This window comes from Providencia sp. SP181 (assembly GCF_050446505.1).
GTDB classification, from domain to species: Bacteria; Pseudomonadota; Gammaproteobacteria; order Enterobacterales; family Enterobacteriaceae; genus Providencia; species Providencia vermicola.
On the sequence record NZ_JBBPXM010000004.1, the window covers coordinates 286,453 to 312,828 of the forward strand.

At 43.0% G+C, this 26,376-nt stretch carries 26 protein-coding genes and 1 other annotated feature; of the genes, 18 read left to right on the plus strand and 8 right to left on the minus strand.

The window, feature by feature from the left end; genetic code table 11:
• Window positions 1-46: 46 nt before the first annotated feature.
• The 5 genes from AABS66_RS09240 (at window position 47) to artM (ending at window position 4,535) form a co-directional block, all read left to right on the plus strand.
• Window positions 47-1,528, plus strand: a complete 1,482-nt coding sequence (locus tag AABS66_RS09240; protein WP_206085428.1) for a DUF2867 domain-containing protein — start codon at window positions 47-49, stop codon at window positions 1,526-1,528.
• A 98-nt stretch (window positions 1,529-1,626) separates the two neighbouring features.
• Window positions 1,627-2,355, plus strand: a complete 729-nt coding sequence (gene artP, locus AABS66_RS09245) for an arginine ABC transporter ATP-binding protein ArtP (RefSeq protein WP_206085427.1) — start codon at window positions 1,627-1,629, stop codon at window positions 2,353-2,355.
• 18 nt (window positions 2,356-2,373) lie between these two features.
• Window positions 2,374-3,117, plus strand: a complete 744-nt coding sequence (gene artJ / locus AABS66_RS09250; protein WP_206085426.1) for an arginine ABC transporter substrate-binding protein — start codon at window positions 2,374-2,376, stop codon at window positions 3,115-3,117.
• A gap of 12 nt (window positions 3,118-3,129) precedes the next feature.
• On the plus strand, window positions 3,130-3,870 hold the full coding sequence (artQ, locus tag AABS66_RS09255; protein ID WP_047756239.1) for an arginine ABC transporter permease ArtQ: 741 nt from the start codon (window positions 3,130-3,132) through the stop codon (window positions 3,868-3,870).
• A complete protein-coding gene (gene artM, locus AABS66_RS09260) occupies window positions 3,867-4,535 on the plus strand; it encodes an arginine ABC transporter permease ArtM (protein WP_206085425.1) in 669 nt (222 codons plus the stop codon). The genes artQ and artM overlap by 4 nt, the downstream gene beginning before the upstream one ends.
• Window positions 4,536-4,602: 67 nt before the next feature.
• Here the strand turns inward: artM and rlmC are convergent, their stop codons facing one another.
• The 3 genes from rlmC to AABS66_RS09275 all read right to left on the minus strand — a co-directional run bounded on the left by rlmC (window position 4,603) and on the right by AABS66_RS09275 (window position 6,719).
• Window positions 4,603-5,736 carry a 23S rRNA (uracil(747)-C(5))-methyltransferase RlmC gene (rlmC, locus tag AABS66_RS09265; RefSeq protein WP_206085424.1) on the minus strand — a complete coding sequence of 378 codons (1,134 nt, stop codon included), beginning with the start codon at window positions 5,734-5,736 and terminating at the stop codon, window positions 4,603-4,605.
• Between the two features lie 9 nt (window positions 5,737-5,745).
• Window positions 5,746-6,261, minus strand: coding sequence for a YbjN domain-containing protein (locus AABS66_RS09270; protein ID WP_430224842.1), 516 nt, complete (start codon window positions 6,259-6,261; stop codon window positions 5,746-5,748).
• Window positions 6,262-6,383: 122 nt separating this feature from the next.
• On the minus strand, window positions 6,384-6,719 hold the full coding sequence (locus AABS66_RS09275; RefSeq protein ID WP_206085422.1) for a YbjC family protein: 336 nt from the start codon (window positions 6,717-6,719) through the stop codon (window positions 6,384-6,386).
• 158 nt (window positions 6,720-6,877) lie between these two features.
• On the opposite strand from AABS66_RS09275, the gene AABS66_RS09280 reads away from it, so the two are divergent.
• Window positions 6,878-7,141 carry a GrxA family glutaredoxin gene (locus AABS66_RS09280; RefSeq protein WP_047756603.1) on the plus strand — a complete coding sequence of 88 codons (264 nt, stop codon included), beginning with the start codon at window positions 6,878-6,880 and terminating at the stop codon, window positions 7,139-7,141.
• A gap of 253 nt (window positions 7,142-7,394) precedes the next feature.
• Here the strand turns inward: AABS66_RS09280 and AABS66_RS09285 are convergent, their stop codons facing one another.
• Complete coding sequence (locus tag AABS66_RS09285; RefSeq protein WP_206085421.1) at window positions 7,395-7,823, minus strand: secondary thiamine-phosphate synthase enzyme YjbQ; 429 nt, start codon at window positions 7,821-7,823, stop codon at window positions 7,395-7,397.
• Between the two features lie 193 nt (window positions 7,824-8,016).
• On the opposite strand from AABS66_RS09285, the gene ybjG reads away from it, so the two are divergent.
• The 3 genes from ybjG to AABS66_RS09300 all read left to right on the plus strand — a co-directional run bounded on the left by ybjG (window position 8,017) and on the right by AABS66_RS09300 (window position 12,235).
• Window positions 8,017-8,625: an undecaprenyl-diphosphate phosphatase gene (ybjG, locus tag AABS66_RS09290; protein ID WP_206085420.1), complete on the plus strand. Its 609-nt coding sequence runs from the start codon at window positions 8,017-8,019 to the stop codon at window positions 8,623-8,625.
• A gap of 851 nt (window positions 8,626-9,476) precedes the next feature.
• Window positions 9,477-10,793 (plus strand): serine/threonine transporter, encoded by a 1,317-nt coding sequence (locus AABS66_RS09295; RefSeq protein WP_206085419.1) that lies wholly within the window; start codon window positions 9,477-9,479, stop codon window positions 10,791-10,793.
• A gap of 74 nt (window positions 10,794-10,867) precedes the next feature.
• Window positions 10,868-12,235, plus strand: a complete 1,368-nt coding sequence (locus AABS66_RS09300; protein ID WP_206085418.1) for an L-serine ammonia-lyase — start codon at window positions 10,868-10,870, stop codon at window positions 12,233-12,235.
• Between the two features lie 230 nt (window positions 12,236-12,465).
• Here AABS66_RS09300 and AABS66_RS09305 read toward each other — a convergent pair whose 3' ends face one another.
• Window positions 12,466-13,671, minus strand: coding sequence for a serine hydrolase (locus AABS66_RS09305; protein WP_206085417.1), 1,206 nt, complete (start codon window positions 13,669-13,671; stop codon window positions 12,466-12,468).
• Window positions 13,672-13,901: 230 nt separating this feature from the next.
• Between AABS66_RS09305 and AABS66_RS09310 the strand changes: the two genes are divergently transcribed.
• Window positions 13,902-14,525 carry a glutathione S-transferase family protein gene (locus AABS66_RS09310; protein WP_430224843.1) on the plus strand — a complete coding sequence of 208 codons (624 nt, stop codon included), beginning with the start codon at window positions 13,902-13,904 and terminating at the stop codon, window positions 14,523-14,525.
• On the opposite strand, the gene AABS66_RS09315 is transcribed toward AABS66_RS09310, so the two are convergent.
• Entirely contained in the window at window positions 14,518-15,345 is an 828-nt protein-coding gene (locus AABS66_RS09315) for an SDR family oxidoreductase (RefSeq protein WP_430224844.1), read from the minus strand. The genes AABS66_RS09310 and AABS66_RS09315 overlap by 8 nt on opposite strands.
• 267 nt (window positions 15,346-15,612) lie before the next feature.
• Window positions 15,613-15,739: a sequence feature (His leader region), on the plus strand.
• A 40-nt stretch (window positions 15,740-15,779) separates the two neighbouring features.
• Between AABS66_RS09315 and hisG the strand changes: the two genes are divergently transcribed.
• The 8 genes from hisG to hisIE are packed head-to-tail and all read left to right on the plus strand — an operon-like array spanning window position 15,780 to window position 22,856.
• A complete protein-coding gene (gene hisG / locus AABS66_RS09320) occupies window positions 15,780-16,679 on the plus strand; it encodes an ATP phosphoribosyltransferase (RefSeq protein ID WP_206085414.1) in 900 nt (299 codons plus the stop codon).
• 6 nt (window positions 16,680-16,685) lie between these two features.
• The gene (gene hisD, locus AABS66_RS09325; RefSeq protein ID WP_272573463.1) at window positions 16,686-18,002 is read left to right on the plus strand and encodes a histidinol dehydrogenase; all 1,317 of its coding nucleotides are present in this window, start codon (window positions 16,686-16,688) and stop codon (window positions 18,000-18,002) included.
• Window positions 18,003-18,005: 3 nt separating this feature from the next.
• Window positions 18,006-19,076 (plus strand): histidinol-phosphate transaminase, encoded by a 1,071-nt coding sequence (hisC, locus tag AABS66_RS09330; protein WP_272538790.1) that lies wholly within the window; start codon window positions 18,006-18,008, stop codon window positions 19,074-19,076.
• A gap of 13 nt (window positions 19,077-19,089) precedes the next feature.
• A complete protein-coding gene (hisB, locus tag AABS66_RS09335) occupies window positions 19,090-20,157 on the plus strand; it encodes a bifunctional histidinol-phosphatase/imidazoleglycerol-phosphate dehydratase HisB (protein ID WP_206085411.1) in 1,068 nt (355 codons plus the stop codon).
• Window positions 20,157-20,750 (plus strand): imidazole glycerol phosphate synthase subunit HisH, encoded by a 594-nt coding sequence (gene hisH / locus AABS66_RS09340; protein ID WP_272573462.1) that lies wholly within the window; start codon window positions 20,157-20,159, stop codon window positions 20,748-20,750. The genes hisB and hisH overlap by 1 nt, the downstream gene beginning before the upstream one ends.
• 5 nt (window positions 20,751-20,755) lie before the next feature.
• Window positions 20,756-21,493 (plus strand): 1-(5-phosphoribosyl)-5-[(5-phosphoribosylamino)methylideneamino]imidazole-4-carboxamide isomerase, encoded by a 738-nt coding sequence (hisA, locus tag AABS66_RS09345; RefSeq protein ID WP_206085409.1) that lies wholly within the window; start codon window positions 20,756-20,758, stop codon window positions 21,491-21,493.
• Window positions 21,475-22,251 carry an imidazole glycerol phosphate synthase subunit HisF gene (hisF, locus tag AABS66_RS09350; protein WP_206085408.1) on the plus strand — a complete coding sequence of 259 codons (777 nt, stop codon included), beginning with the start codon at window positions 21,475-21,477 and terminating at the stop codon, window positions 22,249-22,251. Before hisA ends, hisF begins: the two co-directional genes overlap by 19 nt.
• Window positions 22,245-22,856, plus strand: coding sequence for a bifunctional phosphoribosyl-AMP cyclohydrolase/phosphoribosyl-ATP diphosphatase HisIE (hisIE, locus tag AABS66_RS09355; RefSeq protein ID WP_206085407.1), 612 nt, complete (start codon window positions 22,245-22,247; stop codon window positions 22,854-22,856). The genes hisF and hisIE overlap by 7 nt, the downstream gene beginning before the upstream one ends.
• A gap of 34 nt (window positions 22,857-22,890) precedes the next feature.
• Here hisIE and AABS66_RS09360 read toward each other — a convergent pair whose 3' ends face one another.
• The gene (locus tag AABS66_RS09360) at window positions 22,891-23,877 is read right to left on the minus strand and encodes an ABC transporter substrate-binding protein (protein ID WP_430224845.1); all 987 of its coding nucleotides are present in this window, start codon (window positions 23,875-23,877) and stop codon (window positions 22,891-22,893) included.
• Window positions 23,878-23,932: 55 nt separating this feature from the next.
• Window positions 23,933-26,110, minus strand: a complete 2,178-nt coding sequence (locus AABS66_RS09365; RefSeq protein WP_430224846.1) for a TonB-dependent receptor — start codon at window positions 26,108-26,110, stop codon at window positions 23,933-23,935.
• Window positions 26,111-26,376 lie beyond the last annotated feature (266 nt).

Consider the following 26,376-nt stretch of genomic DNA (forward strand, 5'->3'; position numbering starts at 1 on the left):
ATTTCAGTCACAATAGCCGTTAATTTGCGTGAAACAGGAAATTAACATGACAGAAAAACAACGTGTTTTAGTGTTGGGCGCTAGCGGCTATATTGGGCAGAATCTTATCCCCCAACTGATTGAACAAGGTTATGACGTTACTGCGGCTGCACGTCGTGTTGATTGGATGCTTTCTCAAGGCTGGCAAGATACTCGCTGTATCTTTGTTGACTTACATGATCCTGAGACTTTAAAAGATGTCATGAAGGAAATCGATATTGTCTATTTCCTTGTGCACAGCATGGCTGACCAAGCTAATCTTATTGAGCGTGAGCGTAGCGCTGCGCGTAATGTTCAACAAGCTCTCGAAGGTTCAGATGTTAAACACGTTATTTATCTCAGCGCATTACAACATGGCCACACCTATTCCCCGCACCTGATAGCCAGGCGCTTAACGGGGGACATCCTGCGTGAAAGCAATATTCCTGTTACTGAGATTCGCTCTTCAATTATTGTTGGGTCTGGTTCTGCAGCCTTCGAAATTATGCGGGATATGGTGTACAACTTAGCGATTCTAACGCCTCCGCGCTGGGTACGCTCTAAATCATCGCCTATTGCATTGTCGAATATCCTATATTACTTAACTCAGCTCGCCAAAACACCAACAAATGAAAACCGCATATTTGATGCAGGCGGTCCTGAGTTTATTAGCTATCAAGAACTATTCAAACGATTTATCAAAGTTAGTGGTAAACGCCGCTTGCTGATCCCGATTCCTATTCCTATTAGCATGATTTCGGTGCATTTTATTAGCTTGATTACCTCGGTGCCACCGACTATTGCAAAAGAGCTGATTCAAGGACTACAACACGACCTTCCCGCTAACGATAAAGCACTACGAGAACTTATTCCACAAACGCTAATTTCCTTTGATGATGCAGTAAGAACCACATTAGCTGAGGAAGCAGATGCGATAGACAATGCTGATTGGGGTTATGACCCTGAAGTAAGAAAACGCTGGCGCCCAGGCTATGGCTATTATCCCAAACAAGCGGGTTCAACCCTTGGCACAACAGCGAGCTCAGAATCGCTATGGCATACCATACAACAAATTGGGGGCAAAGATGGTTATTTCTACGCCAATGGCCTATGGAAAACCCGTGCCATCATGGATGACATGATGTTGAATAAAGTCAAATATGGTCGCCCCGACAGAGAATACTTGCAACTTGGCGATGAAGTTGATGGCTGGCGAGTGATTAACCTTGAGCCGAACAAACAACTCAGTTTACTGTTTGGTATGAAAGCCCCTGGGCTGGGGCGTTTAACCTTTACTATCCACGATAGCGGCAGCCGACGCTCTATAGATGTGCGCGCTTGGTGGCACCCTGCGGGTTTTTGCGGTCTACTTTATTGGTTTGCTATGATGCCAGCCCATCTTTTTATCTTTAAAGGAATGGCAAAACGCATTAGCGACCTCGCGTTTGAACGAGATAAACAACTCGCCAAACAACAGCAAACAGATCATCCAACCGAAAAATCTGACTAATTTCAGTGTAAAAACCAATTTTTTATGCAGAAATTATTGCATAAATATGCTTACAGGATTAATATCGCTGGTAGTTAAAAAGGATATTATTGGTAAGCATGAGCATTCAATTAAAAAACATCAACTGTTTCTATGGTTCCCATCAGGCACTCTTTGATATCAATCTAGAGTGCTCTGCTGGTGAGACTATGGTATTACTCGGGCCAAGTGGTGCAGGTAAAAGTTCGCTATTACGTGTTCTCAATTTATTAGAGATGCCACGTTCAGGTCATTTGAATATTGCTGGGCAGCAATTTGATTTTTCATCGACACCAGATGCAAAGTCTATTCGTGACTTACGCCAAAATGTTGGCATGGTATTCCAACAATATAATTTATGGCCGCATCTTAGTGTGATGGACAACTTAATTGAAGCCCCATGCCGTGTATTAAAATTATCGAAGCAAGAAGCACATGCAAAAGCCGCTAAGCTTTTAGACCGTTTACGTTTATCTCAATTTGCAGACCGTTATCCACTGCATTTATCAGGTGGTCAACAACAACGTGTGGCGATTGCACGGGCACTCATGATGGAACCTAAGGTTCTATTATTTGATGAACCAACCGCAGCGCTTGACCCAGAAATTACGGCTCAAGTTGTCGATATTATTCGTGAATTGTCTGCGACAGGTATTACGCAAGTGATCGTCACTCACGAAGTGGAGATTGCTCGCAAAACCGCTAGCCGTGTGGTGTATATGGAAAACGGCCATATCGTAGAACAGGGAGATGCTAGTCGTTTCTCAGCACCTCAAACTGACGCCTTTGCAAATTATCTGTCACATTAATAGATATAGGATTAAGCAATGAAAAAAATTATATTAGCTGCGCTGCTGGGCGCTGTAGCCCTATCGGCAACTGCTGCGGAAAAAGAAACCATTCGTTTTGCAACTGAAGCAACTTACGCGCCGTTTGAAATGTTTGATAAAAACAATCAAATCGTCGGTTTTGACGTTGATTTAGCTAATGCGATGTGTGAAAAAATGAATGCGACCTGTACATTTACTCACCAATCTTTCGATAGCTTAATTCCCAGCCTGAAATTTCGTCGTTTTGAAGCATTAATGGCAGGTATCGACATTACCCCTGAGCGTCAACAACAAGTAGACTTCACCGAAACTTATTACCCTAACTCTGCAGAATTTATTGCAGTGAAAGAAAAAATTAGCTCCGTTGACCAGCTGAAAGACAAAAGAATCGGCGTCCAAAACGGAACCACACACCAAAAATATATCATGGAACAACATAAAGGCATGACCACTGTGCCTTATGATAACTACCAATCTGCGGTTTTAGACCTGCAAAATGGCCGTATTGATGCTGTATTCGGTGACACTGCCGTTGCTGACGAATGGTTAAAAACCAAAGGCAACGAAAACTTAGCCGCTGTAGGTGAGAAAGTTACCGATCCACAATACTTCGGTATCGGTTTAGGTATCGCAGTGCGTAAAGGAAATAAAGAGTTGTTGGATAAAATGAATAAAGCCTTAGCAGAAGTTAAAGCTGACGGCACTTATGATGCTATCCACAAAAAATGGTTTCAACAGTAATCGATATAATTAATGAACAACCTTCTATTTTTAACAAGTGCCGCCGGTATCACCGTCGGCCTTGCTGTTTCTGCCCTAATCTTGGGTTTAATTCTTGCCATGCTATTTACCGCATGGGAGTCTGTCCGCTTTAAGCCAATTGCCTTTTTAGGCACGTGCTGGGTGACGCTAATCCGTGGGTTACCTGAACTGCTGGTCGTCCTATTCGTCTATTTTGGGACATTACAGCTTATCAACCTACTCGGGGATGGGTTTGATATTAACCTCGGTTTTTGGCAAACAACAGTGCAAATTGATCCTAGCATCTTCTTTGCTGATAGCGGCGAATTTGACTACACGCCGTTCGTTTGTGGTGTCATTGCCCTTGCCCTATTGTATGCCTCTTATGCTTCACAAACGTTAAGAGGCGCACTCAAAGCAGTGCCTTATGGCCAGTGGGAAGCAGGTTTTGCACTCGGCCTCAAAAAACGCACGATTTTCTTTCGTTTTATTATGCCGCAAATGTGGCGCCATGCCCTGCCAGGGTTAGGGAACCAATGGTTAGTTCTGCTAAAAGATACCGCGTTAGTGTCTTTAATCAGCGTGAACGATTTGATGTTACAGACAAAAACTATTGTTAACCGTACTGGCGAACCTTTTACTTGGTACGTTATCGTCGGTCTGATTTACCTTGTCATTACATTGATTAGCCAACAGGTATTAAAGCGTATTGAATTGCGAACTACGCGCTTTGAACGAGGTGAATCCAAATGATTGACATGATCCTAAAAATTCTACCAGGGCTACCAACCAGTTTATCGCTGACGTTCAGTGCGTTACTTGTGGCTTTTCTGTTAGCGGGATTATTTACGTTAATTTTATCCCTGAAAACCAAAGTCATTTCGCAAATTGTGAAGGTGTATATCACCATCTTTACAGGAACGCCATTATTAGTGCAGTTTTTCCTAATCTATAATGGCCCGAGCCAGTTTAAGTCTTTGCAAAACTATCCTCTATTTTGGGAGCTAATTTCAACACCTTGGTTCTGTGCAATGATTGCATTAGCGTTAAACAGTGCCGCTTATTCAACTTTACTGTTCCACGGTGCCGTAAAAGCGATTCCATCAGGGCAATGGCAGTCATGCCAAGCATTGGGGATGAGTAAAGTGCAAACTATGCGCATTATCTTGCCTTACGCCTTTAAACGCTCTTTATCCTCTTATTCCAATGAAGTGGTGTTAGTGTTTAAAAGTACCTCTCTGGCCAGTACGATCACCATGTTAGACATCATGGGTTACAGTAGCCAAGTATTTGGTCAGACATGGGATGTGATGGCGTTTGTTGCGGCTGGGATTATTTATTTAGTGGTTAATGCTATCTTAACCATTCTAATGCGTTTAATCGAACGCAAAGCACTTGCTTTCGAACACCGAAATTAATACTTAATTCAATACGTTAAAGAAAAAGCTTGGCTAAACACCAAGCTTTTTTTTCATAAATTCGTTTTTAATTATTCTTTCGCTTTAGCAATGTCAGTACTTCAAAATGAGCCGTGTGTGGAAATAAATCAAACAGCTGCACCCTACACACTTGATAACCCGACAGCAATTGTAAATCTTGCGCCATAGTCTGTGCATTGCAGCTTGAATAAAGGATATATTTGGGCTGCATATGAGAAAGGTAATCACATAATGCCTTACCAATTCCTCTTCGTGGCGGATTAACTAAAATAAGCTGAGGGATATCTTGATGTGCGGTGGCAAAATGCGTTGAATCAAGGGCTTTAAACTCAACATTTTTTAATCCAATTTCATCTGCTGATTGTTGTGCGCTAGCAATGGCAGGGGCGCTGATTTCAATGCCTGTTAAACGCGTATCTTTTTCAGCGCAGTGCAATCCAAAGCCACCTACACCACAAAACAGATCCCACATACTATGAATATCTAATGCGTTAACCCACGCCCTTGCTGTTTGGTATAATTTAGCTGCGACAACAGGATTCGTTTGGAAAAAACTTTGTGGGCGAATAAATAAAGGCACTTGGTTAAACTCTTCACGCAGCGTGTGTTGCTCCGTTAAGAAAATCTCCTCATCGCCTTCAAGTATTGCCATATGCACTGGCTGAATATTTGCTGTGATCACCCCAAGTTGTGGTAATTGCGCTTGCAACCAAGGTAAAGCATTCTTGAGCTGTTCCAGTTTTTTCTCTGAGCGTAGCACAAAACGCAGCATAAACTGCCCTGTGTGCCAACTTTGTGTTAGCAACACGTGCTTAAGCTCACCACGCCTGCGTTCAATGTTATAAGGTGTGAGCCCTGCCTTTGCAATAAACGGTGTGAGTACGCTGAAAACTTCAGAAAATGCAGTGGGATATAATGGGCAGCCAGTTAAGTCGACACCTGCGCCATCTTTCCCAATAATACCAAAAATCGGCCTTTCTACACTTCCACTCACCACCATTTTGGCTTTATTACGAAAACCTGTTTGAGGCCCTGTCACGGGTGGGGCAAAAATAGCAGGGTCGATTGTCGGCAATAACGCGGAAAGTTGCTGCTGCTTTTGGGTGATTTGTTGCTCAGGTGAGAATTCTAACCATTGGCAAGAACGGCATTCACCCGCAATATATTTTTCACAATGCATAATTAAAACTTAATGAATAATAATAGCGGGTTTATCATCTGGGGTAAGTTCGGATTCATCCTCGCCATTATCCTCTTCTTCACTAAACTCATCTTGAGCTGCATACAGTAAATTATTACTAAAGATCTCAAAGACAATCGCTGAAATTTGGTCTTCTGCTTGCTGAAGGAAATGGCAGAATTGGCGATAGGTCATCCCAGCCTCTAATGAAAATGACTGGCTAACCACTAACTTTGGCAGGTTTTCATCATTTATTTCGAGAAAAACTTTTGCCGTCAATGAACTCGCGTTAATTTGGCTAATATTAGCAACTAATGTAATTATCGCGGTGGGTTTTAGCTCCGCTAATGCGGACAATACCAACACATTATTGACGATATCGAGTTTTGCATCAAAAATTCCCTCAATATTTTGCATATGAGGTAAATGCAGCGCAGCACAAGAGTCGCACTCGAAATAAGACGTTTTGAGTTGTTCTAACCATTCACATAATTGTGCAATGTCAGGGTAACGAATAGAATCCATGGGCAGTAACCTTCTTCAACTCAAAAATAATAATGCAAAAACAGTTTGCTAGAGAATGATATCCCCAGCGCAAAGCGGGTAATTTTCACACATCACCAAGAAAAATGCCAGCAAAACCACGGCTATTCGGGCTTTTCATCCTGTTTATCATTTTGAATATTATTTTTTTTATTCCTCGGGTTTTCTGACTGCTTATTATCTATACCTAAAAAAGTTAACCCATGAATAGCTCGCCACACAATATTAATCATTGCAGGGACCAAACACCCAATCGCAACCATAATAATGGTCACTATCGCCCCTTGGTGCATAAGTGGCTCAGGCAAAACAATATAATCATTCAGCGTGAGTAAGATTAAAATCAAGAGGATTATCCCAACACCTTCTAAGACTAAGATAGGTTTTGGCATGTCTGCCAATGAACGCATGGTTCTCTTTGATTGTGGTTTATTGTTCATTCAACCCCCATTTCACTGTGATTTGGCATTTTACTTCACGAATTATATGACATACCTATAGCTATAAAAGGAAAATTCGACTTTTATTTCATAATTTATATAGGCATAGTATTGAGCATTGTGACTCGAATCTGAGTTTGAGATAAAAAGGAGATACTATGTATACTGTTATTTTTGGTCGCCCTGGCTGCCCATACTGTGTTCGTGCGAAAGAACTGGCAGAAAAACTGAAAAACGAACGTGAAGATTTTGACTACCGCTATGTCGATATCCAAGCAGAAGGTATTTCAAAAGAAGATTTGTCTAAAACTGTTGGTAAACCTGTGGAAACTGTCCCACAAATTTTCATTGATGAGAAGCACATCGGTGGTTGCACTGATTTTGAAGCTTACGCAAAAGAAAATTTAAATCTTTACAAATAGTTACCTCATCTTATTTTAGATTATTAACAAGCAAAACATCTCACTACTTAGGCTGAAATATGCTTTGCTTGTTCTTTTTGTGCTATTTAAGTCAAATCCCACCCTAAATTGCATTTTTTTTCATCAACAAGAGAACTTTCCTTTTTAGATGGAGTCTTAATTTATGCCACTGCTTTTCTTTGATGTCCCCATATTGAGGAGCCCGATAGCCAACTCTCTGTTTTAATGCTATCGGGTTTTTTATTGCCTATTTCTAGCCATCGACCTCACCTTGCAATGTAATGATTACTTTGCGCTTTGTGCCAAAATTTCGATGTTCACATAAATAAATCCCTTGCCACGTCCCCATATTTAAACGACCGTTTGTCACTGGGATTGTTAAACTCGCACCCAGTAAGCTACTTTTCAGGTGCGCTGGCATATCATCACTGCCCTCATAGTCATGCTTATAATAAGGTTCATTTTCAGGAACTGCCTTATTGAAGAAGCTCTCAAAGTCTTCTCGCACGGTATAATCCGCATTTTCATTAATCGTTAATGAGGCAGAGGTATGTTGAATGAATATATTCATCATCCCAATACGAAGCGAACTGAGCTCAGGAACTTGCCTTAAAATCTCCTCAGTGACTAAATGAAATCCTCTTTCCCGCGCATTCAGCTGTATCTGTTTTTGCCACCACATTTGTTTTCCCTTCTTTCGCCAAATCGAACTTTAGATGAGTGAAATAATTATTGAGTAATTCTTAAACCACACGTAAATTTGTCGCGTAATAGTATCAATAATAAGACAAAGGGACTTTACCTGTGAAGCTTGAGACTTTAAGCTCTGTTTTTCTTTGTCTTACTGACCCACTCTCTGTCTGAGGTACGAAACTGTGCTGGAACAACTCAATCTTGATCTGTTTAACTTGATCAATGCCGCACCTGAAACTGCAAGCGGAACGATTGCGATGGCGAATGTAATTGCTAAGCGCTTAGTTCTTATTTTCCCAATATTTACAGTTGCTTGTTGGTTTTGGGGTGCCCAGCCAAACATGACTCGCCAACGCGCTTTTGCCTGTAAAGCGGCGATTGCCATTGTGTTAGGGCTTACTATTTCATGGCTAATTGGCTATTTTGCCCCCCATGACCGCCCATTTGTGATGGGGATCGGCACTAATTTTTCTGATCACGACGCAACACCATCATTCCCAAGTAACCACGGCACTATCGTATTTACCTTTGCATTTGCTTTCTTATTCTGGCTACGGACTTGGGTTGGCCTTGTGATGATGATCCCTGCCATTGTGATTGCTTGGTCACGAATTTACCTTGGTGTTCACTGGCCTTTAGATATGGCAGGCGCATTTATCCTTGCTATCGTTGCCTGTGGTTTAGCTCAAATTTTGTGGTCACTTGGCATTAGTAAAATCCAAGCACCAATCACCCAACTCTATCATCTCATCTTTGGTTCATTCATTCGCAAAGGTTGGTTCCAACCTTAATCATTTCTTTTTAAGTACTGGTGGCAATAAACATCAGTACTTTTCCACTTTTAAAAAATTGCGCCAAATCAAACTTTCTCTTTATTTTTTTATCGTTATATAAAATTAATTTTAAATTATCAAATTAATTAATAAACAACTCTGTAACAAATATTTTGTTACCTTTTTTAATTATTTTTTCGACGCAAAAAAAGTACACTAAATACTATCTAAAAAAACAAAAATTAATTAATATGTGCCCCTAAAATCAGGGCGAAATGGCCTAATTAATCACTCACTAAATCATTATTGAAATTTAAAATTAACAGTTGATTATCAATAAGTTAAACAAACTCATCCATACATCCTATGTAGCAGTATCACAGTACAGCTCAATAATTAGATTAATATAGATTACAAATCAAACAACACAAAAATATTCATTAATATAATAATATTTTTCTCACAGAATATTATTCTACCCTTGTTTATTTTAATGAATTGAATTTTCCAAACAGGAAAAACATGACAATAAATAATCTTAAGTTAAATTTCATTAACAATTTTATAAAATCTGATGTTTCTACGCAATCTCAGGGGATATTTCTCTTTTGAGATAATGATCACGGCATTTTGTTCTGGTAAAATATAAATTCACACCCTCAAAAACCAGATTTAAAAATAACTGATAAAATTACAAAACTGATTGAAAATGAATTTAGTCCAAATTTTAGTTTTATTTCCAATCAGATTGTTACGTAAAAGAAAGCCCTTTTTATTAAGAGATTATTCGTACCAAAAGATTAAAACCCAGTAACGCCTTTGGCTGTTACTTAAAATGAATTTTTTGACTTTTATTTTTGGAGACTATTATGGATGCAACTAAAGTTGGTTCCATCGACAAAACAGCCTCGCAAACAGGGAGCAGTAAAGCTTGGCGTAAAACTGACACAGTATGGATGCTGGGTTTATATGGTACAGCTATCGGTGCTGGAGTTCTGTTTTTGCCTATTAATGCGGGTATGAGCGGATTACTTCCTGTTCTATTGATGCTTGTTCTAGCCTTCCCAATGACATTTTTTGCTCATCGTGGCTTAACACGTTTCGTTCTTTCTGGTTCTAAAAAAGATGGCGATATCACTGAAGTTGTTGAAGAACACTTTGGACGTACCGCGGGTAACTGGATCACTCTGCTGTATTTCTTTGCTATTTATCCTATTCTGCTCGTTTATGGTGTTTCTATCACCAATAACGTCAATAAATTCTTAACCGAATTATTAGGTGTTGGTGCACCACCACGTTGGTTACTGGCCTTAATTCTGGTCGGGGGCGTTATGGCTATCGTTGCTTTCGGTGAAAAATACATCGTTAAAGTCATGAGTATGCTGGTGTTCCCATTCATTGCAGTGCTGGTTGCATTCTCTTTATATATGATCCCGCACTGGTCTGGTGATGTACTGAATACCTTAACCTTCGAAGGCATCGCAGAAGCTACCAAAAATACTGGAGGTCAAAGCATTTGGATCACCATTTGGTTAACCATCCCCGTCATGGTATTCGCCTTTAACCACTCACCAATTATCTCTGCATTCTCTGTCGCAAAACGTGAAGAATACGGCGATGAAGCAGAACAAAAATGTTCACGTATTTTAGCATCAGCACACATCCTGATGGTTCTGACAGTCATGTTCTTTGTGATTAGCTGTGTGTTTACGTTATCTTCAGCTGACCTTGCGCAAGCAAAAGCACAAAATATCAGTATCCTTGACTATCTGTCTGGCTATTTTGATCAGCCATTCATCAAATATGCAGCAGCAATCATCGCATTTATTGCTATTATCAAATCATTCTTAGGCCACTATTTAGGTGCTCGTGAAGGTTTCAATGGTTTAGTTGAACGTGCATACCGTGCAAAAGGCAAAACTGTCGATATTCGCAAATTAAACCGCGGCACCGCTATCTTTATGTTAGTGACCACTTGGATTGTTGCGACATTAAACCCAGGTGTTCTGGATATCATCGAAAGTCTTGGTGGCCCTGTTATTGCTATCTTACTGTTCTTGATGCCAATGTATGCCATCAGTAAAGTCCCTGCAATGCGTAAATACTCAGGCAAAATCAGCAATGTATTTATCGTAATTATGGGTCTGGTCGCTATCTCTGCGGCGACATATAAGTTATTCTTCTAATTGAAGCCCCAGGTAGCTATTAATAATGATAGCTACCTGATTTCAATGACTTTCTACAAAAGGAAGCACTGAATATGATTAGTGTATTTGATATCTTCAAAATCGGTATCGGCCCTTCAAGTTCTCACACCGTCGGCCCAATGAAAGCGGGCAAACAATTCGTTGATGACCTTATCGCGCAAAATTTACTGGCTAACACAACGCGCATAGCCGTTGACGTTTACGGCTCGCTGTCCCTGACAGGTAAAGGCCATGCTACCGATATGGCTATCATCATGGGTCTTGCGGGTAACTTACCCGATACCATTGATATTGACGCTATTCCTGCATTTATGCGCAACGTCGAACAAACAGGTAAACTTTTACTTGCTCAAGGGCAACATGAAGTCGATTTCCCTGTCGATGGTGGCATGAATTTTCACAGCACAAATTTACCACTCCATGAAAATGGCATGACAATCACCGCATTTGCGGGTGATAACGTTCTGTATACCAAAAATTATTACTCGATTGGCGGCGGATTTATTGTTGATGAAGAACATTTCGGTAAAATCGACGAAAATGCCGTTCAAGTCCCTTATCCTTTTAAATATGCAGCTGATTTACAAAAGCATTGCAAAGAAACGGGGTTATCACTTTCTGCGCTCGTCATGCAAAATGAATTAGCATTACGCAGCAAAGATGAAATCCAACAATATCTTTCCTCCGTTTGGGATGTGATGAAAGCAGGCATTGAACGTGGGGTCACTACGGAAGGCCTATTACCTGGTCCACTGCGTGTTCCGCGTCGTGCAGCCGCGTTACGCCGCCAACTCGTCACCACGGATAGCACCAACATGGATCCAATGGCAGTTATTGATTGGATCAATATGTACGCCCTTGCGGTCAATGAAGAGAACGCTGCGGGTGGACGTGTAGTGACAGCACCAACAAATGGGGCTTGTGGTATCGTTCCTGCGGTACTCGCCTATTACGATAAATTCATTCGCCCTGTGAATGAGAACTCCTATACCCGCTATTTCCTAGTTTCTGGTGTGATTGGTGCATTATACAAAATGAATGCCTCCATTTCAGGGGCGGAAGTCGGTTGTCAAGGTGAAGTGGGCGTTGCCTGTTCAATGGCGGCCGCTGGGCTTGCTGAATTAATGGGCGGTAGCCCTGAGCAAGTGTGCATCGCCGCGGAGATTGCGATGGAGCATAACCTCGGCCTTACTTGCGACCCTGTTGGCGGCCAAGTTCAAGTGCCTTGTATTGAACGTAACGCAATTGCCTCTGTTAAAGCCGTTAACGCCGCACGTATGGCATTACGCCGCGTCAGTGATCCACGTGTTTGTCTCGATAAAGTCATTGAGACGATGTATGAAACTGGTAAAGACATTAACGCTAAATATCGCGAAACCTCCCAAGGCGGTTTAGCAATTAAACTCGCGCACTGTGAATAATTTATTCACTAACTGATAAAAAACGCCTGCAGTTGCAGGCGTCAGACTGCAGACAAACCGATAAGGTTTGACGGCAGGTTGGATAGGTTTTGAAAATAAATTAGGAAAATCAATTTATTGATTTTCGGCTGATAACACAAAGCAGGAAAAACCACGCTTTTATCCTGCTTTGTCAACAACCTCACGCCTGCAATTGCAGGCGTTTTCGTAATTCAAACATGGCGGATTAATTAACCAAAAATTGCACTCCACCAGCCACTAATGGTTTTCATAATATAATCCCAAATACGCCCAAAGAATCCCGCTTCTTCAACCGCTGATTTTGCCACAAGTGGGTGCTGCTCAATCACTTCATCATTAAGAATAAAGTTAATCGTCCCAACGGCTTGATTTTTCGCTAATGGTGCTTCTAACGAATCATTGGTCATCTGAATATCGACTTTCAGATTTTTCAACTGACCTTTAGGGATAGTCACAGACACATCATCCGCCACGCCTAATGCCACTTCAGAGCTATCTCCAAACCAGACACGCTGCTTTTTCAATGTCGCATCTGCTTTAATTGGTGTGACTGTTTCGAAAAAACGGAAACCCCAAGTCAGTAACTTTTCACTTTCGGTAAAACGTACACGGTCACTTGGCGCGCCAAGCACAACCGAAATCAAACGCATATCCCCTTCTGTTGCTGACGCCACTAAATTATGGCCAGCACCGCTCGTGTGCCCCGTTTTCACGCCATCCACTTTTAAATTTTGATTCCATAACAAACGGTTACGGTTAGGCTGGCGAATTTTGTTGAAGGTAAATTCTTTTTCTTTATGCAGCGCATATTCATCAGGCACATCGCGGATCATCGCTTGTGTTAATAACGCCATGTCGCGAGCCGTACTAAATTGCCCTTCAGAATCGAGCCCATGGACGGTTTTAAAATGTGTGTTCTTCAAACCAATTTGTTGAACATATTGGTTCATCAAACTCACAAACGAATCTTGGCTCCCTGCAACGTAGTCCGCAAGAGCAATACTGGCATCATTACCTGATTGAATAACAATCCCTTTGTTCAAATCCAATACCGAAACACGGTCTTTTGGCTTCAAAAACATCAACGAAGAGCCTTTCAGGACAGGATTCCCTGTCGCCCATGCATCCTCCCCGACTGTTACCATATCTTGCGTGGTTATTTTCCCCGCCTTCACTGCCTGCCCCACCACATAACTTGTCATGATCTTGGTTAAACTGGCTGGGTCTAAACGCTCATCAGGGTTGCCTGATGCTAAAATCTTCCCGCTGTTGTAGTCCATCAAGACATATGCTTTGGCATCGATTTGAGGAGCAACCGGTGTCTCGGCCGCATAACCACTGGTGCTAACGGCCATCAAAAGACTCAACCCAATACCAGCGCGGCGGGTTTTTAGGGACAACATTTTTTTACTCATCGGTTATTCCTTCACTTAATGCTAAATATTTAAAATGACTATCTTCTTACTCACCATCACTAAACGATGAACCCTTCGCCGTGATAAAAATTGCTAACTCATCATAATATAAGGCTTTATTTCCACTAAGACCACCTATAGAAAATAAAGATTTGCCTGAAAGCGAATTTAATCTATCTTAACTATGGTTAATGATATGGCTAATGACAAAAATCAATTAGGAGACTGCAATGTTAACTGTCTGGGGACGTGCCAATTCTTCCAATGTCAAAAAAGTACTTTGGTGCTTAGAAGAATTAAATGTGGCTTATAATCAAAAAGATGCGGGTGGCCCATTTGGTGGGCTTGATACACCTGAATACAAAAAAATGAATCCAAACAGCACAATCCCAACTCTACAGGATGATGACTTTGCTCTGTGGGAATCAAATGCAATTTTACGTTACCTTACGGAAAAGTTTGATCACTCTCACTTATTACTGGCTAAGGATGTACAAGAAAGAGCAGCAGCCGATAAATGGATGGATTGGAGCAACGCGAATTTGTTTGATCACATTAAACAGATGATGAACAAAATCGTCCGTGTCCCAGAAGCCGATAGAGACCCAGAACAAGCAAAAATCATTTATGCCAATATCAACAAATTACTGCAAATTGCTGATGATGCCTTAGCCCATCAGGCGTATTTTAGCGGTGATAAATTCGGTATTGCCGATATTGCCATTGCGCCATTATTTTACCCATGGCACGAAATTGTCACCGAACGCCCTGAGTTTAAAAACTTAGAGCGCTGGTACCAACAGCTCACCACACGCCCTGCGTTCCAAAAAATTGTGATGATCCCAATTAAATAGTCATCAACATGCTATTCGGGTTTGGATATTGGTATTCGAACCCGATTTCTTGGCAAATTCGATTGCCGTTAATCCACTTTCCTTCCGCTTCATTCACTGAGTCAATAAATTCAGGAGGAACGAGCCCCAATGATTTCGCCGCTTGGGTATAAAACGCTCGTCGCGTTGGGTGAATAGGTGCGCACAAATTATAAAGATGTCCGCCCTCTGATTGGTTAAGTAATGCAAGAATCGCTTCAATAACATCATCTTGATGCACCATATTCACAGGCTGCATGGCACCTTTAACCCCTGTTTTGCCGGCTAAAAAACGCCCTGCATGACGTTTTTCCCCCACTAACCCCGCTAAACGCAGTATATCCACCGAGATATTTGGCAATTGATGTAACCAGTTTTCGGTATCAATCAACGCCTGTGCGGAAGCCGTTACACCTTCTAACGGAGAATCTTCCGTCATTTCACCATTTTGCTCACCATACACCGCCGTCGAAGAGGTAAAAATCACTTTGGGCACCTTAAAGGTAATCGCACTATTTACCAGCGTTTCAATCGCTGACACATAATGTTCCACATTCACTTTAGAGGGTGGCAACAAAATGGCTAGCGCATCACTACCTTCCATCAATTGCGTTAAATCATCAGCGTCACATTCTAGCCCAGGCGTCAGTTTTAATGAGTAACACTCAATCCCCACACTTCGAGCGGCCTCAATACCATCTGGCGTTGTTTTGGTTCCCACCACTTGGATACCTTTGGAAAGTAAAGCCTGTGCTAATGGTAACCCCAGCCAACCCAATCCAATAATTGTGACTTTTTTCATGCTTCGACTCCAAATCTGCTAAGGCACTGAGTTTTTTCTTAGATTAGCTGAAAACCATAAAACTTCCGAATGGATTTTCGGGGGGATTAATCACTATAAAACCTGCCCAACGAATTATTATTGGTTATTTTTTAAAAAAAGGTTGCATTCATAGGGGGAAATCGGATAGGTTGGATACCAATGAGTATTTAGTTAGCACAGTGAATGTTTAGTCATTCAGTTAAATAAGAGAACGGAAGACATCATGAATCGTATTTCACGCAACCATCATCATCACCATCATCCTGATTAGTCTTTCGGGCGATGTGTGCTGGAAGACGATCAACGAATCTTCCGGTGGCTGAAATGCAAATGAGAGAACCCTCGGAAGATAATCTTCCGAGGGTTTTTTTATATTAAAACAAAAAGTTACTAAAGGAATATGGGGTAAGGTTATGTTGGATAAATCACGTTTACGTATTGCTATTCAAAAGTCAGGTCGTTTAAGCGAAGAATCAAGAGAGTTATTGGCTCGCTGCGGGATCAAAATCAATTTACAACAACAACGTTTGATTGCTTATGCAGAAAATATGCCTATTGATTTACTTCGTGTGCGTGATGACGATATTCCAGGGCTGGTTATGGACGGTGTAGTGGACTTAGGCATTATCGGTGAAAACGTCCTTGAAGAAGAGTTATTAAATCGCCGCGCACAAGGGGAAGACCCTCAGTACAAAACATTGCGCCGCTTGGATTTCGGTGGGTGCCGCCTCTCTTTAGCTGCACCATTAGATTTTAACTATACAGGGGCAGAATGCTTAAATGGCTCACGCGTTGCCACCTCTTACCCACACTTGCTAAAACGCTATTTCGACCAAAAAGGCATTCAGTTTAAATCTTGCTTACTGAACGGTTCTGTCGAAGTTGCTCCTCGTGCTGGCTTAGCCGATGCCATCTGTGACCTCGTTTCTACGGGTGCAACCTTAGAAGCCAATGGCCTGAAAGAAGTGGAAGTGATTTATCGCTCTAAAGCGTGTTTAATTCAACGTGATGGCGAAATGTCTGCGGACAAACAACAACTTATTGACCGTATGATGACCCGTATTCAAGGCGTTATCCAAGCTCGCGAATCTAAATACATCATGCTGCACGCACCAAGTGAAACGCTGGATGATATCATCGCGCTACTGCCAGGGGCTGAGCGTCCAACTATTCTGCCGCTAGCAGGTGACCACAGCCGCGTTGCTATGCACATGGTCAGCTCAGAAACCTTATTCTGGGAAACCATGGAAAAACTAAAAGCATTAGGTGCAAGTTCAATTCTTGTTCTGCCAATCGAAAAAATGATGGAGTAAGTCATCATGGAAATGGGATTCAACCAGCCAATTCGCTGGGCAGATTGCAACGAACAACAACAAAGTGCATTACTGATGCGCCCTGCTATTGCTGCCTCTGGTAGCATTAGCACCGCAGTCAGTGAGATTATCAATCAAGTTCGTCGAGAGGGCGATAACGCCCTCCAAGCCTTAAGCCGCCGTTTTGATAAAACCGAAATTGATACCGTACGTGTTGCACCAAATGCAGTTGATGAAGCTGAAGCACGCCTCGGTGATGAGATTAAAACAGCAATGAAAACGGCCATTAGTAATATTCGCCGTTTTCACGAAGCGCAGATCCCCACCCCCATAACGGTAGAAACCCAAGCGGGTGTTGTTTGCCAGCAAGTCACACGCCCGATTGATGCAGTTGGTTTGTATATTCCAGGTGGCTCAGCGCCGTTATTATCAACGGTTATGATGTTAGGCACACCCGCTAATATCGCGGGTTGCCGCAAAATTATTTTATGTTCCCCACCCCCTATTGCCGATGAAATTCTGTATGCGGCAAAACTGTGTGGCATTACAGAGATTTTCCAAGTCGGTGGTGCGCAAGCGATTGCTGCGATGGCCTTTGGGACACAGAGCATCCCTGCAGTCGATAAAATTTTTGGCCCAGGCAATGCTTATGTGACTGAAGCAAAACGCCAAGTCAGCCAAAGCCACGAAGGTGCAGCGATTGATATGCCAGCGGGCCCATCTGAAGTGTTAGTGATTGCTGATAGCCAAGCGAACCCAGCGTTTACCGCCTCTGATTTGTTATCCCAAGCGGAGCATGGCCCAGATTCTCAAGTCATTTTATTAACCGATGATGAAAACTTCGCCCAGCGCGTGATAGCGGAAACAGAAAAACAGCTCGCCCAGCTTTCACGTGCTGCGATTGCGCGAGAAGCCCTGAACGCCAGCCGCGTCATTATTGCTGACTCTATCAAACAATGTGTGGAAATCAGTAACCGTTACGGGCCAGAACACTTGATTTTACAAACTCGTGATGCCGATGATTTAGTGGCGAACATCACCAGTGCAGGGTCTGTTTTTGTTGGTGATTGGTCACCAGAGTCTGCTGGGGATTACGCTTCAGGCACCAACCACGTTTTACCGACCTATGGTTACACAACAACCTATTCAAGCCTCGGCCTTGCAGATTTTATGAAGCGCATGACCGTGCAAAAACTGTCTAAACAGGGTTTATTAGGCTTAGCCAACACCATTGAAACGTTAGCGCAGGCGGAACAACTGACTGCCCACAAAAATGCGGTGACTTTACGTGTCACAGAACTAAAAAAACAAAATCAGGAGTAAGTCATGAGCCAAAAATTTAATGCTGCCAGCCTTGCGCGTGAAAATGTCAAAACCATGACCCCGTATATGTCTGCGCGCCGTTTAGGGGGAAATGGGGACGTTTGGCTCAACGCTAACGAATATCCTATCGCACCAGATTACCAATTTAGTGAGCGCAACCTAAACCGTTACCCTGAATGCCAACCTGTGGCTGTAATCAATAACTATGCGGCCTACGCAGGCATTACCCCTGAGCAAGTTTTAGTGTGCCGTGGTGCGGATGAATCCATTGAATTGCTGATCCGCGCATTTTGCGAACCCGGCAAAGATGCTGTGATGTTCTGTCCTCCGACATACGGCATGTACAGCGTCAGTGCAGAAACCTTTGGCGTCGAGCAGAAAAGAATTATGGCTCTGCCAGATTGGTCATTAAATGTGGCTTCTATTCGCGAAAATCTCACAAATACTAAACTTATTTATATTTGTAGCCCAAATAATCCAACCGGCAATATCATCGATAATAAAGATTTGCAGGAAGTGTTAGAGATGGCGGCAGGCCGTGCGCTGGTAGTGGTTGATGAAGCCTATATTGAGTTTTGTCCGCAGTACAGCGTCGCAAGCTGGTTAGCAAAATACCCTAATTTGGTTATTTTAAGAACGTTATCAAAAGCCTTTGCATTAGCAGGATTGCGCTGTGGTTTCACGTTAGCATCAGCTGAAGTGATTGAGATATTATTAAAAGTTATCGCCCCTTATCCGTTATCAACCCCAGTTGCGATGATTGCAGCACAAGCCCTTGATGCACAAGGCATCGCTACCATGAAAAGCCGTGTAGCAACCGTAACGGAAAACCGTATTGCCCTGTCTGAAGCTCTGCGTGATTTATCAGTTGTCGAGAAAGTCTATCCAAGCGAAACCAATTATATTTTGGTGCGCTTTACTGACGGCAATAAAGTGTTTAAAGCCCTGTGGGATCAAGGCATTATCTTACGTGACCAAAGCAAGCAGCCAGGACTGGAAAATTGCCTGCGTATTACTATCGGGACAGAAATTGAAAATGTCCGTGTTATTGAAGCTATTGAAGCACTTTGCTAATTAGGAATGACTCATGAGCCAGAAAATTTTATTTATCGACCGTGATGGAACATTAATTACCGAGCCACCGACTGATTTCCAAGTGGATAGCTTAAGTAAACTTGCCTTTGAAAAGGCCGTCATTCCAAGTTTACTTGCTCTGCAAAAAGCCAATTACCGTTTAGTGATGATAACCAACCAAGATGGCTTAGGTACCGATAGCTTCCCAACCGCAGACTTTGAGCCACCACACAACTTGATGATGCAAGTTTTTGAATCTCAAGGTGTAAAATTTGATGAAGTCCTGATTTGCCCGCACAAACCCGAAGATAACTGCGCTTGTCGCAAACCTAAACTTCAATTAGTTGAGCGTTATTTAGACAGCAATGTGCTCGACAGCGACAATAGCTATGTCATCGGCGACCGTGAAACTGATCTTCAACTAGCTAAAAACATGGGGATCAAAGGGTTACGCTATAGTGCGACCGACCTCGATTGGGAAACCATCACTGCCCAATTAACCAAACGCGACCGCCATGCACGTGTTGAGCGCGTCACCAAAGAAACTAATATTCTGGTGGAGGTTTGGTTAGACCAAGAAGGTGGCAGCAAAATTAACACTGGTGTTGGCTTCTTTGACCACATGCTAGACCAAATCGCAACCCACGGTGGTTTCCGCTTAAATGTTGAAGTCAAAGGGGATTTATTTATCGATGACCACCACACCGTCGAAGACACGGGCCTTGCTTTAGGCGAGGCATTGAAAGTGGCGCTGGGTGACAAACGCGGCATCGCACGCTTTGGCTTTGTACTACCGATGGATGAGTGCCAAGCACGCTGTGCGCTAGATATTTCAGGGCGCCCTCACCTTGAATATAAAGCCGAATTTAAATACCAGCGCGTGGGGGATTTAAGCACCGAAATGATTGAGCACTTCTTTAGTTCGTTATCTTACGCTATGGGTTGTACGTTGCACTTGAAAACTAAAGGGAAAAACGATCACCACAAAGCTGAAAGCTTATTTAAAGTGTTTGGTCGTACATTGCGCCAAGCTATCCGTGTTGAAGGGGATACTTTACCAAGCTCAAAAGGGGTTCTTTGATGAACGTTGTCATCCTAGATACTGGCTGTGCAAATTTAGCGTCGGTAACCTATGCGGTGCAACGCCTAGGTTACCGCCCTGTGGTTAGCCGTGATACCAACACTATCTTACAAGCCGATAAGGTGTTTTTACCCGGTGTAGGTACTGCAAGCGCAGCGATGGAAAAACTCGTAGAGCGTGAATTAGTGCCCTTAATCAGAGCATTAACTCAACCTGTTTTAGGGATTTGTTTGGGCATGCAATTACTCGGCAGCATCAGCGAAGAAGGTCAAACGGAAATTCCGTTACTTGGTCTGATTGATAGTCCTGTGCGCAAAATGGATGCCAATGGCTTACCCGTTCCCCACAGCGGCTGGAACCAAGTGAAAGCCCTCGCGGGGAACCCGTTATTCAAAGGGATTGCTGATGATGCTTATTTCTATTTTGTGCACAGCTATTCGATGCCAATTTCAGAAAATACCATCGCGCAAACCCAATATGGCAACCCATTTAGCAGTGCAGTAAATCGCGACAACTTTTTCGGTGTGCAATTTCACCCTGAACGTTCAGGTGCCGCTGGCGCTCGCTTGATTCAAAACTTTTTGGAGATGTAAGAACCATGATCATTCCTGCATTAGATTTAATTGATGGCACCGTGGTGCGCTTACATCAGGGGGATTACGCCAAGCAAACGGATTACGGCACTGACCCACTCCCGCGTTTACAACAATATGAAAAAGAAGGCGCGAAGCTCCTACATCTTGTGGATTTAACGGGGGCAAAAGACCCACAAAAACGTCAAATTCCGCTACTGAAAAAACTGTTAGCGGGTGTGAGTGTCCCAGTACAAGTAGGCGGTGGTATTCGTACCGAAGACGATGTCAAAGCGTTATTAGATGCGGGTGCAACTCGCGTGGTGATTGGTTCAACGGCTGTCACCAAGCCTGAACTGGTGAAAACCTGGTTTGAAACCTACGGCGGTGAAGCAATTGTGTTGGCGTTAGATGTGCGGATTAATGCCGAAGGTGTGAAAGAAATCGCCATTAGCGGCTGGCAAGAAAACTCTAATTTAACCTTAGAGCAAGCTATTGAAATTTATCGACCTTATGGCTTAAAACACGTCCTTTGTACCGATATTTCAAAAGATGGCACGCTGGCTGGCTCAAACGTCAATCTGTACCAAGAAATCAGCCAGAAATTCCCTGATATTGCCTTTCAAGCCTCTGGTGGCATTGGCAATTTAGCGGATATCGCGGCTATTCCAGCATCTGGTGCTGCTGGGGTTATTGTGGGCAGAGCATTACTCGAAGGTAAATTTACCGTTGCGGAGGCAATCGAATGTTGGCAAAACGCATAATTCCGTGTTTGGATGTTCGCGACGGGCAAGTCGTTAAAGGTGTGCAATTTCGTAACCACGAAATTATCGGCGACATCGTGCCATTAGCGCAGCGCTATGCACAAGAAGGTGCCGATGAGCTGGTTTTTTATGATATTACTGCATCATCTGATGGCCGCGTTGTCGATAAAAGCTGGGTTGCTAAAGTTGCAGAAGTGATTGATATTCCGTTCTGTGTGGCAGGCGGTATTAAGAGTGTGGAAGATGCAGCGCAGATTTTATCTTTTGGCGCAGACAAAATTTCGATTAATTCCCCCGCACTGTCTGACCCAACGTTAATCACCCGTTTAGCCGACCGCTTTGGTGTTCAGTGTATCGTGGTGGGCATTGATACTTGGTTTGATGACAGTACTAATGAATATCAAGTTTACCAATTTACAGGGGATGAAAAACGTACCACACAAACCCGCTGGAAAACCTTGGATTGGGTCAAAGAAGCCCAGCAACGCGGCGCGGGCGAAATCGTCTTAAATATGATGAACCAAGATGGTGTACGCCAAGGGTATGATTTGGTACAACTGAAAAAAGTGCGTGAGGTTTGCCAAGTGCCGTTAATTGCTTCAGGGGGCGCAGGTGAAAAAGCTCACTTCCTTGATGCCTTTGCTGATGCTGGTGTTGATGGTGCCTTAGCCGCTTCCGTCTTTCACAAACAAATTATTAATATCGGTGAATTAAAACAATACCTAGCCGAAAATGGAGTTCAAATTAGAGTATGTTAACCACAGAACAATGTAGCCAACTAGCATGGCAAAAAGTCGATAATCTGATGCCAGTTATCGTACAACACGCGGTTTCAGGGGATGTGTTGATGCTGGGGTACATGAACCCTGAAGCACTGCAAGTCACCTTAGAGAGCCGCAAAGTGACCTTTTATTCAAGAACCAAACAGCGTTTGTGGACAAAAGGGGAAACTTCCAATAATTTTTTGAATTTATTAGATATTTACCCTGATTGCGATAGCGACACCTTATTAGCCCTCGCCCTGCCAGATGGCCCAACATGTCATAACGGCACACAAAGCTGTTTTGCACCCGCACAAAGTGACTGGGGCTTTTTGTTTGAGTTGGAAACGCTATTAAAAGAGCGTAAAACGGCATCGCCAGAGAGCTCTTATACCGCCCGCCTGTATGCCAGCGGCACAAAACGTATCGCACAAAAAGTGGGTGAGGAAGGCGTTGAAACCGCACTGGCCGCAACTGTTAATGACCGTGCTGAATTGACAAATGAAGCTGCGGATTTGATGTACCATTTAATGGTGTTACTGCAAGACCAAGACCTCGATTTAAGCACGATTATCAAACGCTTAAAAGAGCGTCATCAGTAGTTGATAAACTGCCTGTTTAGCAGGCAGAGTTATTTTATGGGTGCAAAATATTATCGATTTGCACCTCACTCAGTGAAATGCCAAAGAATTTCAGGTAAAAATCCGCCGTTTCTTGCTGCATATTGATATCCGCAAAACGCTCTGGGTACAGTGTTTTAGCTAACCATAAAAACTGCAACGCTTCTTCAGACGTTTCACGACACCACCAAAACATGCCTTTTGGGTTCACATACACTTGCTGGTTTTTAACCGCGTCCATCTCTTGCCATTGGGAAGATGATTTGATGATCTTGGCATCTTCCTTATTCATCGCCACAATCACATCTGGATTCGCTGCGATGATGGTTTCCAGTAATACCTCACCTGAGTTATTTTTTTTATCTGCAAACCATGTTTCTGCCACATTTTTTGCCCCAGCTAAATCCATCCAATCTTGATTTAACGATGGTCGCCCCGAGGTAAACAATGTGCTCCCCATACTGTGGTAAACCGTGCGTTTTTCCGCTTCCGTTAAGCCCGCCAGCCGTGCATTAACCAATGCCACATTACGGTCGAAATAACGTTGGTATTCAATCGCTTTACTTTGTGCATCTGGGCCCAGCTCTTTTGCGGTTGCTTGTACCCTTTCTTGTAACGATTTTAAAGAATTAGCGGGGTATTCAACCACTTTTACCCCTGCATTTTCTAATAAATCACGCTGTGGAACCTCCATTCCTTTGGCGACAAACAGTAATTCCGTACGTAATGAAATGATCTGTTCTGGGCTCAGTTGGTTGCTAATACTGATCACTGGGACATCATCAATATTTGGCAGCATTTGGCGAAACAACGGAATTTTTTTCGCAATCACCGAAGTGCCGACAATTTGCTCGCCATAACCGAGCATCATAATAATGGTATTTTGTGCAGGCCAAGGTGTTGCGATGCGTAATTGCGGGTTATCTGTCTTCGCCTGTATTGCACTGCCCATTAGCAGCCCAAACAGTAAAATGACCGATTGCAGGAAAATAGTTTTTCTCATATTTATCACGCCGCTTTACCTTGATATAAAACGGCGAGCTCCTAAACTTTTATCATTAGAAATCAAACGTAACCGTTGCACGAACTTCACGGCCTGCACCTAAGAAGGCACTCCCACCACGGCCTTCACCATTGATCCCTGATGGGAAAATGGATGCCCAGTAACGCTCGTCAGTGACGTTATTCACCGATAAACGAACCGTTGTTGGGGTTTGATTGATTTTTGTGCTGTAGCGAGTGCCAAGATCCAACGTCGTGTAACTTCCCGCCCAACTGGTATTGGTGTCATTAGCGGCACGTTTACCGGTGTAATGCACATTGGCGCTATACACCAATTCAGGCATAGATGGCAGAGCATATTCCACTAACATATTCGCTTGAACTTTAGGCACCCCCACAACACGTTTATCACGCGCTTCGATTTTTTTCGTGTCTTTCAATTTCGGGTCTAAGAAAGTAATACCACTATAAACATTCAACCCTTGCCAAACATGGCCTGTAGCCGTGAGTTCAAGCCCCCTGTTGACTTGTTCCCCTTGTTTGCGAAATACATCATTATTATCGACATAAGCAAATGGGCGCTCTAACTGAAACAGTGCCGCACCGAGGTTTAAATCAGCCACATCCGCTTTAATCCCAATTTCATATTGCTTACTGCGATAGGCATCAAGCGTTTGCCCTTCATTTTTAATGTTTTGATTCAATGGCGCGGTATCCCCCTCTTCCAGAGAATCCGCATAGCTCACGTAAGTCATCACTTGCGGGGTAATTTTATACATCACCGCCGCCTGTGGACTTAGCCCGTTATCATTAGTTTGGCTAGTTTTATGATGTTGTTTGTCAAAGCTTTGGCTTTCAATCCAACTTTGGCTCAAATAAAACATCACTGCCCACTGCGAGTCAAAGGTAATGGTGTCACCTACCGTGATACTTTGTTGGCGGTTTTCGCTAGCTTTATAACGAGAGCCCCCCGTATGAATTCGTCCATCAGATGGCTCTTCCATCGGTGAAGGGTTGAACATATTGGTTGAGCCTAAATCTCGTTTAATGCTGCCATCTTTTGCACTGTAAATTGACCAAACATAGCCGTTAGTGGCGAATGATAAATCATGGCCAATTGAGCCCGTGTCCACATGGCCATTAAGTACCGCTGAGTTACTCAGGACGCGAAAACGCCCTGATGCGGGGGAGTCTGACAATGAGCGTTTTATCCCACCTTGGTTATCAACAATTTGACTTGAAACTGTGCGCATCGCCCTGTCCGCTTGTTGGAAGCCAACACCCGCTGTCAATTTCCAGTCTTCATTGAAATCATGAATTAAACGTGTACTAACGGTATCGGTGGTTAAATCATTTCCCGCAGTATGCAGAGCTAAGTTTTTATCTTGTGGGTTTGGTGCTTTGGGTAATTTAATGTCAGGACCATAACTAAAACTGCCAACATAGCCTTTTTGCACAAAATTGTAGTGACTGGCGTTCAGTTGCAATTGTGTGCCTGGTTGAATATTCCAATCAAAAGCAACCGATGCCAGCTTGCGGCGTAAGGTGCTATCTTTTAAGTTACCCGTCCCTTCTTCATCCATTAAATTCAAACGGTAACCAAAGCGTTTATCGGTATCGAAATACCCTCCAAGGTCAACGTGCCCGCTGTAAGCATTACGGCTTTGGTAACCTAATGATAAACGTTGAATATCTTCAGGGCGTTTGGCGGTGAAGTTAAACTGCCCTGCTGGGCTCGCTGGGCCATACAGTGCTCCTGTTAAACTGTTAATGACATCTAAGCGGTCGAGCATTTCCACAGGGAATGCCGTTGTCGACACCATATAGAGTCCATCCAAACGGCTATTGGCAACAACACTACCTTGCATACCACGGCTTTGAGGACGGCCGACATCCATCCCACCGCGTGCTTGCATCTGTGCGCTTGGGGCGTATTTCAGAAGCTCGCTGACACTTTTCGCTTGCTGGTTATCTATCATTTCACGACTGATTGTGGTGGTGGAATAAGGGGTATCAATCCATTCCACATCGCCTAATGGCCCAAGGTCAATTTGAGAAGTAAAGAAACCTGCGCCAGCTTGGGCTTCAGCGGTGACATCTGTCGGTGCTGCCGTGACGAGCATTTTATCTTGTTTCGGTTTGCTGATTTGTTCGGAAACTTGAGCAGCAACGATGGATGGCGCGATCCCTGCGATCAATGACGTGATGACATATAAGTGGATTTTACGTTTCATGTTATCTATTTTCGTTATATAAAAAATTATATTACCGAGAATAAAACAGAGCGTAAATGATCAAGCTCAACTCTTAACAATAAACATTCTCATTACTAACATGTAATCGTGATTTATAATTAATTGAATTTATTAGATAATAAAAATACTTCAGGACATACCATAATAAAATCCGTGAACGGATGGACAAAACAGGTAAAAACCGCATCTGATATGCAATTTATACTATTTCCCAAATTTACCCCGTTATTGGCTCTTACGTTTTG